The organism is Pelomonas parva (assembly GCF_043555835.1).
Taxonomy (GTDB): Bacteria; Pseudomonadota; Gammaproteobacteria; order Burkholderiales; family Burkholderiaceae_C; genus Pelomonas; species Pelomonas parva.
In genome coordinates this window covers 141,407-156,882 of the sequence record NZ_JBIGHV010000009.1, presented here as the reverse complement: position 1 = coordinate 156,882, position 15,476 = coordinate 141,407, and the positions used below count along the sequence as shown (strand labels likewise).

Annotated in this window: 13 protein-coding genes; 10 read left to right on the top strand and 3 right to left on the bottom strand. The window is 68.5% G+C overall.

Annotation, left to right across the window (positions count from 1 at the left end; genetic code table 11):
• Positions 1-13 precede the first annotated feature (13 nt).
• From ACG00Y_RS22570 to ACG00Y_RS22555, 4 genes are all read left to right on the top strand, one after another.
• Positions 14-1,150: a GGDEF domain-containing protein gene (locus tag ACG00Y_RS22570; RefSeq protein ID WP_394482803.1), complete on the top strand. Its 1,137-nt coding sequence runs from the start codon at positions 14-16 to the stop codon at positions 1,148-1,150.
• A 53-nt stretch (positions 1,151-1,203) separates the two neighbouring features.
• On the top strand, positions 1,204-2,469 hold the full coding sequence (gene gshA / locus ACG00Y_RS22565) for a glutamate--cysteine ligase (RefSeq protein WP_394482802.1): 1,266 nt from the start codon (positions 1,204-1,206) through the stop codon (positions 2,467-2,469).
• A 347-nt stretch (positions 2,470-2,816) separates the two neighbouring features.
• A complete protein-coding gene (locus ACG00Y_RS22560; RefSeq protein WP_394483039.1) occupies positions 2,817-4,664 on the top strand; it encodes a potassium transporter Kup in 1,848 nt (615 codons plus the stop codon).
• A gap of 51 nt (positions 4,665-4,715) precedes the next feature.
• Positions 4,716-5,330 (top strand): hypothetical protein, encoded by a 615-nt coding sequence (locus ACG00Y_RS22555; protein WP_394482800.1) that lies wholly within the window; start codon positions 4,716-4,718, stop codon positions 5,328-5,330.
• A gap of 7 nt (positions 5,331-5,337) precedes the next feature.
• On the opposite strand, the gene ACG00Y_RS22550 is transcribed toward ACG00Y_RS22555, so the two are convergent.
• Positions 5,338-6,465 carry a DNA-methyltransferase gene (locus tag ACG00Y_RS22550; RefSeq protein ID WP_394482798.1) on the bottom strand — a complete coding sequence of 376 codons (1,128 nt, stop codon included), beginning with the start codon at positions 6,463-6,465 and terminating at the stop codon, positions 5,338-5,340.
• Positions 6,466-6,539: 74 nt separating this feature from the next.
• Here ACG00Y_RS22550 and ACG00Y_RS22545 point away from each other — a divergent pair, with 74 nt between their 5' ends.
• Complete coding sequence (locus ACG00Y_RS22545; protein WP_394482796.1) at positions 6,540-7,886, top strand: APC family permease; 1,347 nt, start codon at positions 6,540-6,542, stop codon at positions 7,884-7,886.
• Here ACG00Y_RS22545 and ACG00Y_RS22540 read toward each other — a convergent pair.
• Positions 7,864-8,718 carry a hypothetical protein gene (locus ACG00Y_RS22540; protein ID WP_394482795.1) on the bottom strand — a complete coding sequence of 285 codons (855 nt, stop codon included), beginning with the start codon at positions 8,716-8,718 and terminating at the stop codon, positions 7,864-7,866. The two genes, ACG00Y_RS22545 and ACG00Y_RS22540, sit on opposite strands and share 23 nt — an antisense overlap.
• Before the next feature lie 57 nt (positions 8,719-8,775).
• Here ACG00Y_RS22540 and ACG00Y_RS22535 point away from each other — a divergent pair, with 57 nt between their 5' ends.
• Genes ACG00Y_RS22535 through ACG00Y_RS22520 form a run of 4 tightly spaced genes read left to right on the top strand, consistent with a single transcriptional unit; the run spans position 8,776 to position 13,130 of the window.
• On the top strand, positions 8,776-9,948 hold the full coding sequence (locus ACG00Y_RS22535) for a benzoate/H(+) symporter BenE family transporter (RefSeq protein WP_394482793.1): 1,173 nt from the start codon (positions 8,776-8,778) through the stop codon (positions 9,946-9,948).
• 58 nt (positions 9,949-10,006) lie between these two features.
• Positions 10,007-10,951, top strand: coding sequence for a glutathione synthase (gene gshB / locus ACG00Y_RS22530; RefSeq protein WP_394482791.1), 945 nt, complete (start codon positions 10,007-10,009; stop codon positions 10,949-10,951).
• On the top strand, positions 10,948-12,645 hold the full coding sequence (locus ACG00Y_RS22525) for a DUF885 domain-containing protein (protein WP_394482789.1): 1,698 nt from the start codon (positions 10,948-10,950) through the stop codon (positions 12,643-12,645). The genes gshB and ACG00Y_RS22525 overlap by 4 nt, the downstream gene beginning before the upstream one ends.
• Before the next feature lie 2 nt (positions 12,646-12,647).
• Positions 12,648-13,130, top strand: coding sequence for an ankyrin repeat domain-containing protein (locus ACG00Y_RS22520; RefSeq protein WP_394482788.1), 483 nt, complete (start codon positions 12,648-12,650; stop codon positions 13,128-13,130).
• A gap of 35 nt (positions 13,131-13,165) precedes the next feature.
• On the opposite strand, the gene ACG00Y_RS22515 is transcribed toward ACG00Y_RS22520, so the two are convergent.
• On the bottom strand, positions 13,166-15,091 hold the full coding sequence (locus tag ACG00Y_RS22515) for a hypothetical protein (protein ID WP_394482787.1): 1,926 nt from the start codon (positions 15,089-15,091) through the stop codon (positions 13,166-13,168).
• An 8-nt stretch (positions 15,092-15,099) separates the two neighbouring features.
• Here ACG00Y_RS22515 and ACG00Y_RS22510 point away from each other — a divergent pair, with 8 nt between their 5' ends.
• On the top strand, positions 15,100-15,471 hold the full coding sequence (locus ACG00Y_RS22510) for a hypothetical protein (protein WP_394482785.1): 372 nt from the start codon (positions 15,100-15,102) through the stop codon (positions 15,469-15,471).
• Positions 15,472-15,476: the final 5 nt, after the last annotated feature.

Genomic DNA, 15,476 nt, shown 5'->3' with positions numbered 1-15,476 from the left:
TATGCTGGCCGGCATGGACGTGATCACCTTGCTCGCGGCGGTGCTGGTCAATGCGCTGCTGATGATGCTGGCGCTGTTCGTCGGTGTCGGCATCCGTTCGCGCAGCGGCCTGCAGGCCTGGCAGTTCATGCTGCTGGGCCAGGCGCTGGGGTTCGGCTTGCTGATCGTCGCGACCCGGGCGCAGCCGCAGCTGCTGGCGACGCTTGGCGTCATGGCGCTGAGCGGCTCGGCCGCCGCCATGGTGCTGTCCGTCGGGCGCTTCCTGAGCCTGCGGACGCCGGCCTGGGCGCTGCTGCTGCCGCCGCTGCTGCTGGGCGCCGTGCATGCGGTCATCTACGGCGACCAGAAGCTCGCCACCGGCATCACCAACCTGGTCATCGGCCTGCAGATCCTGTGGGGCAGCGGCCTGCTGCTGCGCGGCGCCGGGCGCGTGCGCTGGCGCTGGCTGTGCGGCGCGGCCGCCATGGCCAACGCGCTGTTCACGCTGGGCCGCGCCGCACTCGTGCTGGGTTGGCCCGAGGTCTACCCGCGCTTCATCGCGCCCCATCCGCTGAACTTCGCCTCGCTGATGCTGCTCAACGCCAGCCTGGTGCTGGGCACCATGGGCTTCCTGCTGGCCCATCGGGACGCCGCCGAGCAGGCGCTCGTGCGGCTGGCGTCGCTGGACCCGCTGACCGGCCTGCTGAACCGTCGCGAGTGGATGAACCGCGCCGGCCGCGCTCTGGGTGCGGCGGGTGGCACGGCGGACGACGCCACCGTGCTGCTGATGCTGGACCTGGACCACTTCAAGCTCATCAACGACGAGCGCGGCCACCCGGTCGGCGACGAGGTGCTGAAGCTGGCCGGCGAGGTGCTGCGCGGCGAACTGCGCGCCAGCGACCTGCTCGGCCGCTACGGCGGCGAGGAGTTCTGCCTGCTGCTGCGCCACTGCGACCCCGAGGCCTTCAGCCGGCTCGACGCGCGGCTGCACCAGGCGCTGCGGCGGCGCTGCGAGGCCAGCCTGGGTTTTGTCGTCGACTTCAGCGCCGGCGCGGTGCGCGTGCAGCCCGGCGAGACGCTGGCCGCCGCCATCAAGCGGGCCGACGACCAGCTCTACCGCGCCAAGCACGCCGGCCGCGGCCGCACGCTGTGCGCCGACGGTGTCTTGTGATCCGCGCGGCCGCCCCCAGTTGGCCCGGTCTGCGAGTTTGAGATCATCCGGCCATGGTTCCCCATCTGATCACCGCCCTGAACGGCCCCATCAACGAGCTGGAGGCCCGCGTGCTGGAGTCCATGCCGGCCACGGAACGCTGGTTCCGGCTCGAATGGATGGAGCACACGCCCACCTTCTACGCCTCGGTCGACCTGCGCAACGCCGGCTTCAAGCTCGCGCCGGTGGACACCAACCTCTTCCCCAGCGGCTTCAACCACCTCACCGCCCAGATGCTGCCGCAGGCCGTGCAGGCGGCCATGGCGGCCATCGAGAAGATCTGCCCCGAGGCGCGCAACCTGCTGCTCGTCCCCGAGCCCGGCGTGCGCTGCAGCTTCTACCTGGACCACCTCGCCACGCTGGTGCGCATCTTCACGCAGGCCGGCCTGAACGTGCGCCTGGGCGCGCTGGACCCGGCGCAGACCGAGCCCGAGGAGCTGGCCCTGGCCAGCGGCGGCAGCCTTGTCTTCGAGCCGCTGGTGCGCAAGCGCGGCCGGCTCATGCTCAAGGGCTTCGACCCCTGCACCATCCTGCTCAACAGCGACCTCGCCAACGGCACGCCGCCGCAGCTGATGGGCCTGCATGAGCAATACCTGCTGCCGCCGCTGCACGCCGGCTGGAGCGTGCGCCGCAAGAGCCAGCACTTCCGCGCTTACGAGGAAGTCGCCAAGCGCTTCGGCAAGCTGCTGGGCATGGACCCCTGGCTCATCACGCCGTCTTTCCAGAGCGTCGACCTGCACGGCAGCAAGGGCCTGGAGGCGCTGCAGACGGCGGCCGACGCGCAGCTGACCAAGGTGCGCCGCAAGTACAAGGAATACGGCATCAACGAGAAGCCCTTCGTCGTCATCAAGAGCGATGTCGGCAGCTTTGGCCGCAGCGTGCTGACGCTGCGCGATGCCAAGGACATCGAGGCGCTGGCCGGCAACCTGCCCGCCGACCTGGGTCAGGAAGTGATCGTCCAGGAGGGCGTGCCCACCCACGAGCGCGTGCACGAGGCCGTCGCCGAGCCGGTCGTCTACATGATGGACCGCTATGTGGTGGGCGGCTTCTACCGCGTGCACGCCCAGCGCGGCATCGACGAGAACCTCAACGCCCCCGGCGCCAGCTACGTGCCGCTGGCCTTTGCCGATTCGCCCCACCTGCCCCGTCCCGGCGAGAAGCCCGGCGCCAGCGCGCCCAACCGCTTCTACATGTATGGCGTCATCGGCAGGCTGGCGATGCTGGCAGCCAGCTACGAGCTGGAGGCGACTGACCCGCAGGCTGAAGCCGAAGCGGCATAAACAGGCTCACCCCCTACGCGCTTCGCGCGCCCCCTTCAAGGGGGCTGAGCCCGGACACAAGCAGTCCTGAGGACTGGTTGTGCCTGGCGAAGGACAAGGCCTCTGGCCTTGGCAACCGCCAGTGGCCTGGCAAAGCCAGTTCCACGGCGGTCGCTGAATGAGCAGCCGGCTGCGCGGCTGCGATTACGCCTGCAGGGCGGAAGCGTCAAGCACTGCAATTGCGGGTTTGCTGCGCTGCACAAATTGCCAAAACCGGGCGCAGAATCCCGACTTTCGAACAAACGCCACCCCAAGCCGGTGGCCCTCACGACGTGAGTTCTTCCCAAGCGGCCCGCAGCCCCTCGGCCATGGCGGGCCTGACCCTCGGCGCGTTGGGCGTCGTCTACGGCGACATCGGCACCAGCCCGCTGTACGCCCTCAAAGAAGTCTTCCACGGCGGCCATGTCGCCACCACGCCGGAGAACATCCTCGGCGTGCTGTCGCTGCTGTTCTGGACGATGACCGTCATCGTCTCCGTCAAGTACGTGCTGCTCATCCTGCGCGCCGACAACAACGGCGAAGGGGGACTGATCGCCATGCTGGCGCTGGCCACCAACGCGGTGAACGACAAACCCAGGCTGCGCCGTGTGCTGATGCTGGTGGGCTTGTTCGGCACGGCCATCTTCTTCGGCGACGCCGTCATCACGCCGGCCATGACGGTGCTGGGCGCCATCGAGGGCATCGAGGTCTACGCGCCGCAGTACCACGACGCCGTGCTGCCCATCACGCTGATCGTGCTGGCCGGCCTGTTCGGTGTGCAGCGCTTCGGCACCGCCGGCATCGGCAAGGCCTTCGGGCCGGTCATGCTGCTGTGGTTCACCAGCCTGGCCGCGCTGGGCCTGCCGCACATCGTCGACAACCCGCGCGTGCTGGCCGCCGTCAACCCCATCTACGCGCTGAATTTCTGCCTGGAGTACCGCTGGGTCGCCTTCGTCGCGCTGGGCGCCGTCGTGCTGGTTGTCACCGGCGGCGAGGCGCTGTATGCCGACCTGGGCCACTTCGGCAAGAAGCCCATCCGCATCGCCTGGTATGGCGTTGTCATGCCGGCGCTGGTCATCAACTACTTCGGCCAGGGCGCGATGCTGTTGAACGACCCGGCGGCCATCAAGAACCCGTTCTACCTGCTGGCGCCCGAGTGGGCCGAGATCCCGCTGTTCCTGCTCGCGATGGCGGCAGCCACCGTCGCGTCGCAGGCGCTCATCACGGCGGCCTTCTCGGTCACCAAGCAGGCCATCCAGCTGGGCATCATGCCGCGCCTGCGCATCGTGCACACCAGCGTGCGCGACACGGGCCAGATCTACGTGCCCTTCATCAACTGGAGCCTGTTCGCGTTGGTCGTCGTCGCGGTCGTGTTCTTCGGCTCGTCGAGCAAGCTGGCCGGCGCCTACGGCGTGGCCGTCACCATCGACATGACCATCACGACGGTGATGACCTTCTTCGTCATCCGCTACGGCTGGAAGTACCCGCTGGCGCTTTGCATCGCCGCCACCGGCATCTTCTTCGTCATTGACGTCACCTTCCTCGCGTCCAACCTGCTCAAGCTGCTGCACGGCGGCTGGTTCCCGCTGCTGATCGGCGTCTGCGTGTTCACGCTGATGCTGACCTGGAAGCAGGGCCGCAAGCTGCTGTCCGACAAGCTGCGCCAGGACGCCATCGAGCTGCCGGCCTTCCTGGAGGCGGTGTTCATCAACCCGCCCACGCGCGTTGCCGGCACGGCCGTGTTCCTGTCCTCCGAGAAGGGCAGCACGCCCAATGCGCTGCTGCACAACCTCAAGCACAACAAGGTGCTGCACGAGCAGAACATCTTCGTCACCGTCAAGCACCACGAGGTGCCCTGGGTGGGCTTCGAGAAGCGTTGCGAGGTTGAGGCGTTGGGCCACAACTGCTGGCAGGTGGCGCTGCACTTCGGCTTCAAGAACGAGCCCGACGTGCCCGAGGCGCTGGAGTTGCTGAAGAAGCACGGCGTGCAGCTGGAGGAGATGGAGACCAGCTACTTCCTGAGCCGCGACATCATCATCCCGACCATCGGCTCGGGCATGGCGCTGTGGCGCGAGAAGCTGTTCGCCAGCATGCACCGCAACGCGGCGGCGGCGGCGGATTTCCTGCACCTGCCGGCCAACCGCATCGTGGAGCTGGGCAGCAAGGTCGAGATTTAGCGGACACTGGCGCCCGTTTTTGAGGGCGCCCCCAGCGCTCGTCCCGCCATGATGAGTACGCCGCCCATGATCAGGAACTCGCCCAATCCGTCCGGCTTCAATACGGCACTTGAGCTGCCCTTTCAGCTCCGGCTGGACGACTTCAAGGCGGCCGTCCAGGACGTCTACGACTTCTTCTTCGACGTCAACTCGGCGCTATTGGCCAAGGGCCTGGATCGGCTCGACGACACCTTGCGCCCGGCCATCATGTCGGGCGTGCTGTCGGACATGCTGACCGCCAGTCTCGCCAAGCATTCGCGGGTGTTGACGGTGAACACCTATTTCAACGGCCATCCCGATCTGGTCGTGCGCGGGCACTATGCAAACAACGCGGTGAAGGCGGGTGACCAAGGCGTGGAGATCAAGACGACCCGCAAGGCCGGCGGGGCCGTCGACACGCATGGCGCGCGCGATCAATGGATGTGCGTGTTCGTCTATGCCGTCGACAACGAGACCGAGCCGGCGCGCGCCCGTCGACCGATGACCTTCACCGAGATCTACCTCGGGCAGGTTGGCCTGGATGACTTCAGGCGCAATGCCCGGGGTGAACTTGGCACCCGCACTGCGACGCTCCACGCGCAAGGTATCGCCAAGCTGCGCCGAAGCTGGATCTACCGGCAGGGCTGAGCAGACCTCAGGCTCCCACGTCAAGCGCCGCCAGTTTCGGGATGGCTCGCTTGGCGAGCTGGAAGTAGTCAGCATCGCGCTCGATGCCCTGCGCCCGATAGCCGACCGCCATCGCCGCAGCCAACGTGGAGCCGCCGCCCGCGAATGGATCGAGCACCACGCCTTCGCCAAGCGGTAGGACACCGCGAACGATGCGGCGCATGAAGTCCTGCGGCTTCAGGCTCGGATGATCGGCAATGGCGCGCTCCTTGGCCCGCGTGGGGGCCGACTCGATGACATCGCCGAACGGCCGTTCATCGCTGATGCGTCGGAACCCTCCCGTCTTCCAGCGCCGCAGATTGTCCTGAACGCGACCTTCCAGCGGCTTGCGGAACAGCAGCCAGGGCTCCCATTGCGACCTGGGCATGGCGCTTACGTCCTTGAACTCCTCGTGCGCACCTTTCGGGCGGTCGCCGCCCCGCATGGTCATGACCAGCCGGGCGATCTCGCCCCGCCGCTCCAGCCCCGCGCGAGCCAGCGCGCCAGCGACGATGTGCGACAGCAGCGGGTTGGACGCCATCACCACGTTGGCGCCCGGCACCAGCACGCGGAGGACGCGGCGCGCCCACTCGCAGAAGAACCGGTCCAGCTCGGCCAGCTCGCGCTCCTTGAGGACGGTGAAGCGCGGCAGCGGCGCGCGTGCGCTGCCGTCGAAGCTCGGCGGAATGCGCCAGACGCCCCCTCGTCCCGCACGCAGCTTTTCCTGCTCGGCGTCCGAGTACTCGATCAAGCCGTAGGGAGGGTCGGTGACGACGGCCTCCACGCTGTTCTCGGCCGCCTGGGCCAGCCAGTCCATGCAGTCCTGGCGGTGCAGCGTGATGCGACCGTCGTCGAACGCGGCGCTGTCTGCCGCCTTGGCCGCCAGTACGGGCCTGGCGGCTGCCCGCTCAAACCCTGCCAGCGCGTACTGGCCACGCTCCTGGCGCACAAACAGCTCGGGCGTGTTGATCTGCAGATACGAGCGCACGGAGGATGCGGGCACGGGGCCGATGCGTTGCTCGACGCCAAGCGCAATCTGGCTGACCGAGGCGGAGTCGGTGGCTTGCAGTACGTCGACAATGGCGTCGCGAACTTGGCCTGGGCGTAGCCTGGACATGGGGAACCTTGTGAAATGCGCTGCGAGTATAGACGTCCAGACGTCTTGATGGCTTGCCGTAGCATCGCCGGCCCATGGTCGATGCCACCCCGCCCCTCGCCGCGCCCGAGCGCCGCCTGGGCGCCCGGCATGCCGGCGCACTCTGCGTCGGCATGGTCATCGGCGCGGGCATCTTCAAGACCGCGCCGATGGTCGCGCAGTCGCTGCCCGACGCCGGCCAGCTCTACCTCGCCTGGGCGCTGGGTGGCCTGCTGAGCTTCATCGGCGCGCTGTGCTTTGCCGAGCTGGCCGCTGCCTTCCCGGATGCCGGTGGCGACTACCACTTCCTGCACCGCGCCTACGGCTCGCGCGTGGGCCTGCTGTTCGCCTGGTCGCGCTTCGCCGTCATCCACACCGGCTCGATGGCTTTGCTGGGCTTTGTCTTCGGCGATTACCTGGCCCAGGTCGTCGACCTCAGCCCCTGGCTGGGGTCGCATGCCAGCGCCGTGCTGGCCGCCGGCCTCATCGTCGGGCTGACGGCGCTGAACCTGCTCGGCGTGCGCGTGGGCCTGGGCACGCAGCTTGGGCTCACGGCGCTGGTGCTGGCCGGCCTGCTGCTGCTGGGCGGCGGCGCGGCCGCGCGCCAGCTCGCCGGCCAGCCCGCCGCGACGCAGGGTGCGGCCACCGCCACGGCCGACTGGGGCACGGCGATGGTGTTCGTCTTCCTGGCCTACGGCGGCTGGAGCGACGCGGCGACGCTGTCGGCCGAGATGCGTGACCCCAGGCGCGGCATCGTTCGCGCGCTGCTACTCGGCCTGGGTGTCGTGATGGCGCTTTACCTGCTGGCCAACTGGGCCTACGTCAGCCTGCTGGGCCTGCCCGGCCTGGCGCGCAGCGAGGCGCCGGCCGCCGAAGCCATGCGCCTGGCCTTCGGTCGCGAGGCGGAGCTGCTCATGGTGGGAGTCGTCACGCTGACGGCGCTATCGGTCATGAACGCCATCCTCATCGCCGGCCCGCGCACCACCTACGCCGCTGCACGCGACCTGCTGGCCAACTCGCGGCTGGCGCACTGGAACGCCCGGCGCGGCACGCCCAGCGCTGCCGTCGTCGCCACCTCGGCCGTGGCCCTGCTGCTGGTGGGCCTGGGCGACCTGACGCGCGGCGGCTTCGCGACGATGGTGGACTACCTGTCGCCCGTCTACTGGGCCTTCCTGACCCTCAGCGGCGCCGCCCTCATCGTGCTGCGGCGGCGCGAGCCTGACGCGCCACGCCCGTTCCGCGTGCCGCTGTATCCGTGGCTGCCGCTGCTGTTCTGCGCCTGCAGCGCGTATCTGTTGTGGTCCAGCCTGGTCTATGTGAAGGCCGGCGCGCTGGTGGGCGTGGGCGTGCTGGCGGTGGGCGGCCTGGCGCTGGCCGCGCTCAGGGCAAGGGCGGGAAGCTGAGGTTCTTCTTTTGACCTAGGCACAGCGGCTGTTCCGGCAGCACGTCCAGCGCCGGCCCCACGTAGATGAAGCCCTCGGGCAGCTTCAGCAGGCTGGCGGCTTCGGCGACGCTCACGGGTTGATAGTCCGGCACGTCCAGCCCCAGCTGCTTCAGGCCTTGGGCATCTGGCACCCACCACATGCACTGGTGCTTGTCTGCGCGGATGATGAAGCGGGTGTCCGCGCCAAAACGCTGGCTGACGGTCTTCCAGCTGTCGGTCGTGGCAGCCAGGAAGGCCTTGACCCGGGGCGGCAATGGCGCCTGCTGCGCCGCCAGGGCCCGCACGGCCAGCGACTGGTTGATGGGGCCCTCGTACTGCTTCAGGAAGCGGTCGCGCGAGGCCTCGCTCATGTCGTTGCCCTGGATGAACAAGTCCCCGGCGTCGATCTGGTCCTTGCGCCGCGCCATCGTTTCCGTCATGCCGCCGAAGGCGATCAGCGTGCCGGGCTCGATGCGCGTCACCTTGCCGCTCATCAGGATGGACTTGGCGCAGGCGCCCACGCAGCTGCCGCGCAGTTCCAGCGCCATTGCCGGCTGCCGTTCACGCAGCCACAGGCCGATCTTCATCAGCTCCTGCGGATGGCTCAGCGGGGCGATGTCCACCGTCAAGGGCCGCGTCAAGGGCTCGGCGAAGTCGCGCGCCACCTCCTCGGCGTCGCCGGCCTTCACGACGCCCATGATGTGCGGCGCCCGTCCGAACGGCCCCGTGCCGATGGAAGCCGCCTGCACGCCCAGGCCCGACAGCACCAGCCCCAGCCCGCAGGCCGCCCGCCAAGTCACGCGCATCCGCATCCGTCGTCTCCCTGATGGTTGGTGCGGCCGCATTCTGTCGATGGCTATGCTGCGCCGATGCGCATGCTGTTGAGTGATTTTTCCCCCTCCACCGTCGTCGCCGGCTTCGTCGCCGTGCTGGTGGGCTACACCAGCTCGGTGGCCATCATCTTTCAGGCCACGGTGGCGTTAGGGGCCACGCCGGCGCAGACCGCCTCGTGGCTGTGGGCGCTGGGCCTGGGCATGGGGGTCACCAGCCTCGCCCTGAGCCTGTGGACCCGCCAGCCGGTGCTGACGGCCTGGTCCACGCCCGGCGCGGCGCTGCTCGCGTCCACGTCGGGGCTGGACATGCCCGAGGCCATCGGTGCCTTCATCGTCTGCGGCCTGCTCATCACCTGGGCCGGCTGGAGTTGCTGGTTCGAGAAGCTGATGGACCGCATCCCCGTATCGATAGCGTCCGCGCTGCTGGCCGGCGTGCTGGCGCGCTTCGGGCTGGACGCCGTGGCCAGCGTGAAGACGGCGCCTGGCCTGGTGCTGGTCATGGCCGCCGCCTACCTGCTCGGCCGCCGCTGGTGGCCGCGCTATGCCGTGCCCGGCGTGCTGGCCGCTGGCATTGCCTATGCGCTGGGGGAAGGGCGGCTGAGCTTCGTCGGCCTGGACACGAGCCAGGTCTGGGCGCTGCCGATGTGGACGGCGCCCGTGTTCACCTGGCATGCGGCCATCGGCGTCGCGCTGCCGCTGTTCATCGTCACGATGGCCTCGCAGAACCTGCCCGGCGTGGCGGCTCAGCGCGCCAGCGGCTATCAGACGCCGGTGTCTGCCTCCATCGCCGTGACCGGCGCGGCGACCACCGTGCTGGCGCCCTTCGGCGGCTATGCCTTCAACCTCGCCGCCATCACGGCCGCCATCTGCATGGGCCGCGAGGCGCATGAGGACCCGGCGCGGCGCTACACCGCGGCCATGGCGGCCGGCCTGTTCTACGTGCTCATCGGCCTGGCCGGCGGCGCCGTCGCGATGCTGCTGGCGGCCTTCCCGCGCGAGCTGGTCGCGACCATCGCCGGCCTGGCGCTGCTGGGCACCATCGCCGGCGCCATGGGCGCCGCGCTGAAGGACGAGCACCACCGCGACGCGGCCATCCTGACCTTCCTCGTCTGCCTGTCCGGCGTCAGCGCCTTCGGCATCGGCGCGGCGTTCTGGGGTGTCGTGGCGGGCGGCATTGCCACGCTGGCGTCGAGCTGGCGGCGGCCTTAGTCACACGAGGTCGGGCGCGCTGTGCAAAACTGCCCCGATCCATCTGCAAGACCCGATCATGAAGCTGCTCTTCGTTGCCGACCCGCTCTCCACCTTCAAGACCTACAAGGACTCCACCTTCGCCATGATGCGCGAGGCCGCGAAGCGCGGCCACAGCATCCTGGTGTGCGAGCCGCAGCAGCTCGTCTGGCTGCGCGGCGGCCGCGTCACTGCGCGGGCTGCGGTGGAGATCACGCTGACCGGTGACGCACACGACTGGTACACGGTCACGTCCACCGCCGACCTGGCCCTCGCCGACGTCGACGCCGTGTTGATGCGCAAGGACCCGCCCTTCGACAGCGAGTTCTTCTACACGACCCACCTGCTCAGCCAGGCCGAGCGTGAGGGCGCCCGCGTCTTCAACCGCGCCAGCGCACTGCGCGAGCATCCCGAGAAGCTGGCCATCCTGGAGTTCCCCGAGTTCATCTCACCGACGCTGGTCACACGCGACCCCGCCGAGATCCGCGCCTTCCACGCCGAGCAGCGCGACATTATCCTGAAGCCGCTGGACGGCATGGGCGGCATGGGCATCTTCCGCGTCAAGGACGACGGCCTGAACCTCGGGTCAATCATCGAGACGCTGAACAAGGACGGCTCGCAGACGGTCATGGTGCAGCGCTTCATCCCGGCCATCGCCGAGGGCGACAAGCGCATCCTCATCATCGGCGGCAAGCCGGTGCCGCACTGCCTGGCGCGCATTCCGCAGGGCGGCGAGGTGCGCGGCAACCTCGCGGCCGGCGGCAAGGGCGTGGCCCGCCCGCTGACCGCGCGCGACCGCGAGATCGCCGAATACATCGGTCCCATCCTGGCCGCGCGCGGCCTGCTGCTGGTGGGCCTGGACGTCATCGGCGAGAACGTCACCGAGATCAACGTGACCAGCCCGACCTGCTTCCAGGAGATCACGGACCAGAGCGGCTTCGACGTGGCCAAGATGTTCGTCGACGCGCTGGAACAGGCGCTGTGAGACGGCGCGACCTTGCCGCTCTTGGCCTGGCCGCGCTCGGTCTGCCGGCTCGGGCGGCGCGGGGCGAGTTGGGCGCCTTGGTGGAGGAGTTCCTGGAGGCGCTCTGGCGCCTGGACCCGGACGCTGCCGTCGCAGCCGGCCGCTTCGACCAGTCCCAGCGGCTGACCCTGCCCAGCGCCGCCGAGCGCGCCAGGCGCCGCCAGTTCCTGCAGTCCTGGCTGAAGGCCTTCCAGGGCCTGGCTGCCGACAAGCTGTCGCCCACCGAGCGCATGGACCGCGACATGCTGGCCGCCAAGCTCCAGAGCGACCTGTGGCGCCTGGACGTGCTTCGCGAATGGGCCTGGAACCCATCCGAGCACAACCCGGCCGGCCCCATCGACCAGATCCTCAACACCGACTGGGACAGCGTGCAGCAGCGCGTGAAGGCACTGCACCAGCGCATCCGGCAACTGCCCGCCTTCTACGCCGCCGCCCGCGCCAGCCTGGCCGGCGTCACCCGCGAGCACACCGAGCTGGCGCTGCAGCAGGCGCCGGGCGTGCTGTCGGTGCTGGAGGACCTGGAGTCCCATGCGCAGCAACAAGGCCTGGGCGCGTTGATGCAGCCCGATCTGGCCAAGGCCCGCAACGCCGTGGCCGGCTGGCAGGCGCACCTGCAGAAGCAGCTGCCCACGGCCAAGCGGCCCTGGCGGCTGGGCGCGGCGCTGTACGAGACCAAGTTCGCGCACGACATCCAGTCCGCCCGCACGGCGCGCCAGACCTTCGACGCCGCGCTGGCCCGTCGCGAGGAGGTGCTGGCCAGCATGCAGGCCCAGGCCCTGGCGCTGTGGCCCACCGTCATCGGCAGCGAGGTGGCGCCGCTGGACCGCTTCGTGATGATCGGCCGCGTCATCGCCAAGCTCAGCGAGCGCCATGTCACCCGCGAGAAGTTCGTCGACGAGATCCGCGCGCAGATCCCGCAGCTCGAAGCCTGGGTGCGCGCCAAGGACCTGCTGACGCTGGACCCCGCCAAGCCGCTGGCCGTGCGCGAGACGCCCGCCTACCAACGCGGCGTGGCCGGCGCCAGCATCGAGGCCCCCGGCCCCTACCGGCCGCAGGACCGCACCTACTACAACGTCACGCCGCTGGACGAGCTTTCGCCCGCCGATGCCGAGAGCACGCTGCGAGAGTACAACCACTGGATCCTGCAGATCCTCAACATCCACGAGGCCATCCCGGGCCACTACACGCAGCTCGTCTATGCGAACAAGGCGCCGAGCAAGGTCAAGGCGCTGTTCGGCAGCGGTTCGATGATCGAAGGCTGGGCCGTCTACGGCGAGCGCGTGATGATCGAAAGCGGCTACGAGGCCTCGCCGGAGATGACGCTGATGTGGGGCAAGTGGCACCTGCGCTCGGTCACCAACACCATCCTCGACTACAGCGTGCACGTGCTGGGCATGGGCGAGAAGGACGCGCTGGACCTGCTCGTGCGCCAGGCCTTCCAGACGGAGCGCGAGGCCAAGGAGAAATGGCGCCGCGTGCAACTCACGTCAGTGCAGTTGACGAGCTATTTCTCGGGGTACAGCGAGATCTTTGCGTTACGGGAGAGGCTGCAGGCGAGGCCGGGGTTCGGCCTGAAGGCCTTCCACGAGAAGTTCCTGAGCTATGGAAGTGCGCCGGTGAGATTGATTGCGGCGGAGATGGGGATGCAGCAATAGCTATGAAGAATTCACGCAAGGACCTGCGGTCCAGTCCAGTTTTCCTGGCGGTGGAGCTGCGGCAGTTGGTTCAGGTGATCAAGCATCTGGATGCCGGTGCAGAGGTGGAGCAGCTCGACCTCGATGGCAACTCTCCGCTGGTCCGCGCCGCCTTCCTCGGCGAAGCCGCAATCGTCGGCGAGCTCATTGCGCGTGGTGCACAAGTGGACGTTCAAAACGATATCGGCTATTCGGCGCTTCACTTCACTGCGCAGGAAGGGCATGCAGAAGTGGCGAAGCTACTACTGGCCGCCGGAGCAAAGGTCGACTCCATCGATCTGCATGGAAACACGCCGCTGTTTCGCGCGGTTTACGAAGACAAGGCCGAGATGATTCGATTGTTCTTCGACGCAGGTGCCCGTGCAGATATCGCAAACAAGCATGGCGTCAGCGTTGAAGACTTGGCTGCCAATGTCGGCTTGAACCTCGACGACTATCGGCGCTGAATGAGTCTTGGTGGCCTGGTTCGCACGCTCCCGAATCAAAGGCCGAAGCGATCATGCACTCGGGGTGCTGATGCTTCATCGTCATCCGCCACCCACACCGGCCCCGCCCCCTCATTTCGTTTCCACCGCCTCGGCACCCGATCAAGCGCAATGAACCACGCCGTCAGCCCGCCGTCCTTGTCGATGCGAAACCGCAGGAACCCTTTGTGGTCCTGCCCATCCAGCGCCGAGTAGCCGTTGTTGGTCAGGTAGCCCAGCCGTGACATCAGCGCCAGATACGCGCCGAAGATGAAGGCGCCCACCAGACCGCCGATGCTGAACACGCCCAGGCCCACCAGGCAGGAGTGCATGATGAGCCCGGCGGGCGCGGTGCGGTCGCCGATCCAGCTCAGCTCGCCCACCAGCTGGTGGCCCCAGAACTCCAGGCTGTAGACGGCCAGCACGTGCACCGCCGCGTGCAGGGCACCGATGCCCCACATGATGATCCAGCGGCAGATGGCGCCCACGGTGGGCGGCAGCTCGTTGACGGTCTCACGGCCCATGACCATGCAGCCGAAGGCCATCAGCAGGTTGATCAAAAAGCCCAGCGGGCTGAACACCATGGCCTTGAGCCACAGCATGAAGACATGCCAGTACTCGTCCATGTCGAATCGCCACATCGCCGCGAATCCGTCGGGCTTGAAGGAGTCGACGAAGGGCATGGAGTTCAGGTAGGCGTTGAACCAGTACAGCGCGCCCAGCAGCACGGCGAACCACGCGTTGCCGCCACCACCGCTGGCGTCGCGCCGGAACAGCGCCAGCAGGTTGCCCTTGCAGCCCGCCTTTGACGTCTCGGCGTCCGGATACGCAGTGGCCTCCACGCGCTGGAACTCGCTGCCCGGCCCCTGCTTCTCGGTCAGGCCGATGGCCAGTGCGGGCAGCGACGTGAAGGGCTCGGGCGGGATGCAGTCCTTCGTGTCGAAGGCCTGCAGCCGCACCGGCCGCGTCGTCGGCTTGGTGTGCGTCGGGTGCGTGAACGCGCCGCCGGTGCCGCAGACCACCAGCCGCCCCCAGTTGACCGAATCCCAGCGCAGGTAGCTGTGCAGGTCACCCGCCAGACGCAGCTTCACGCGGGCTCGCAGCAGGCCTTCGAGCTTCTGGTAGCGCTTGGGGTGGCTCTCGTCGGCGCCGTCGCCGATGGGCCGGGTCCAGTAGGGCTCGGGGTAGATCAGCAGCACGCGATCTTGCGCGCCGATGTGGTACTCGTGCCCGTCCTCGGTGACGAGGCCGCGCTCGCTGAGCAGCGCCTCGAACTGCTCGTACTGATCGCGGTCGATGTCATGGTCCAGCGCAAAGTCCAGCCCCAGCGCCCACCAGCCGCCGGGCAGCTTGATGCAGAAGTAGGTCTGCCGCTGCGGGATCTTGGCGCCCAGCAGCGGCGACGAGTCGTTGCGGCGCGTGAAGTAGCGGCTGAAGGTGGAGGTGGAGTCCATCCAGTCGTGGTTCTGCGGGATGGCCGCCAGCGTCAGCCGCCGGCCGCGCACGAGCGTGGGCTCGTGGCTGTTGCGCACCGCCTCGAACATCTCGACGAAGCGGTAGCGGTAGTCGTGCGTGCTGGCGGCGGGGTAGGCCAGGTCGCCGCCGAACAGCAGCAACTGGCCGCGCGGCAAGGTCTCGCCGTCCAGCGTCAGTTCATCCGCCAGCGCTGCGCTCGCGACGGCATAGCAGGCGTTGCCGCCGTCGCCCGTGTCGGCGATGAAGTCGAACCAGCATTCGCCCGCAAAGTCGCCCGCCGCCTCGGGCTCGCTGCGGTCGATGACCTTCATCGGCAGCGGCTGGCTCTCGCGGCCGTCGCGGTTGCGCTGTTGGTCCAGCGAGGACAGCACCTGGCGCGCGGCCGTCCACAGCACGTCGGGCTGGTACCAGGCGACGGGATGGCGTTCGTGGGGCGGATTGGTGCGGCCAAGTTTGTGAGGGAGCATGGGCCGGGATGATCGTCGTCTGCGCAGTGGCGTCAATATCCACCAAGGCCATCGCTTGCCAGAGGGCGGTCCTGGGGGATCATCCGACGGCCTCGCACAACCTTCACATCGGCATGACCAACTCCGACACCCCCAAAGACGGCGACTTTGCGGCGTTCCTTGAGCGCCAAGCAGCCGCCCCGGCACTGCCGAAGGAACCGACGGAGGTCGCGCCGCGCCAGACCCTCGACGATGTCCTCGTGGGCGGCCAAGAGCCGACGTCCGAGTTCCTGGAGGCGATCGACGCCCTGAGGCGTGCGGAACCCCTGTCGGACGAAGAGCTGGCAAGACAGGCGCTGGAGCACCCCGGTGCGGACGGCGACCCCAGCACGCCGGAGTAGCGCGC